The organism is Bartonella sp. AP21QHHD, assembly GCF_042196205.1.
Taxonomy (GTDB): Bacteria; Pseudomonadota; Alphaproteobacteria; order Rhizobiales; family Rhizobiaceae; genus Bartonella.
The window spans coordinates 1-1,200 of sequence record NZ_JBHIPT010000045.1 but is presented as its reverse complement, the minus strand read 5'-3'; the positions used below and the strand labels follow the sequence as shown (position 1 = coordinate 1,200).

1 protein-coding gene is annotated in these 1,200 nt (G+C 45.4%); it reads left to right on the top strand.

The window, feature by feature from the left end; translation table 11 throughout:
• A partial coding sequence (locus ACFIMC_RS03210) for a DUF935 family protein (protein ID WP_375680790.1) occupies positions 1 to 1,149 on the top strand: 1,149 nt, incomplete at its 5' end.
• Between the last annotated feature and the right edge of the window lie 51 nt (positions 1,150 to 1,200).

The window sequence follows — 1,200 nt, the reverse complement described above, 5'->3', positions numbered from 1 at the left end:
GCTTGGAAATGGCGTGACCAGCGGTTTTTTCAATTAGACCGGCGGGATGGTTTTCATTTGCGTTTAAAAGAAGAGGGGTCTCACTATGGTATTGAATTGCCTGCTTATAAATTTTCCATTCACAGACCCAAGTTAAAAAGTGGTTTGCCTATCCGCACGGGGCTTGCACGGCTTGCAGCTTGGGCATTTCTCTTCAAGTCTTATACCTTAAAAGATTGGATGGCCTTCTTAGAAGTTTACGGTATGCCGTTGCGTGTGGGCAAATATGGTGCGAGCTCTTCTCATGAGGAACGGCGGGTTCTCATTCAAGCTGTACGTGATTTATCCAGTGATGCGGCAGCGATTATTCCCAAAGAAATGGAGATTGAATTTATTGAAGCGGCAGGGGGCAGTGGCAATGCGGTTTTTGGTGTCAAGGCGGAATATTTAGATCGGCAGATTTCAAAGGGTGTGTTGGGACAAACGATGACGACGGATGATGGTTCGTCCTTTTCGCAAGCGCGCATTCATGAAAATGTGCGTCATGATATTGCCAGAGCTGATGCACGGCAATTGGCATTGACAGCCAATCGTGATTTGATTGTGCCTTTTGTTGAGATTAATTTTGGGCGCCAAGAGCGCTACCCCCTTGTCTATTGGCCGATTTCGGAAAATGAAGATATTAAAGCGATTAGTGATGCGCTGGAAAAACTCGTGCCTTTGGGTTTGCGTGTTGGGGCGCAAGAAGTGCGCAATAAGATTGGCTTTTCGCAACCAACAAAAGAAGAAGATGTTTTAAAGGCTCCTGATAATGCGCTTGATGATGAGAGGGGACAAGAGGATGGTGAGGCAAGACAAAAGGCTCATGTTTGTGCTGATTGTGGGGGTGCTTTTGATGTTTCTGTGACAAGAGAGAGCAAGGGTGCAAAAGAGAAGGGTGGGAAATATCACGACGAATTGGACCGACTTTCTGAAGAAGCTTTAAGTGACTGGGAAGAGGACTTAGAACCCCTTTTAGAGCCTTTTAAAAAGCTTGTGAGAGAAGCAAAAAGTTATGAGGATATTCTAAAAGGCTTGGATGAATTGCTAGGTGAGATGGATCATCACGCATTAGCAGCGCGCTTGGCAAAAGTACAAATAATTGCACGTGGGCTTGGGTATCATGGATGAGGAACTTTTTAAAACCGCCCCTAAAGAGGTCACCCGTTATTTTGAAGCCAA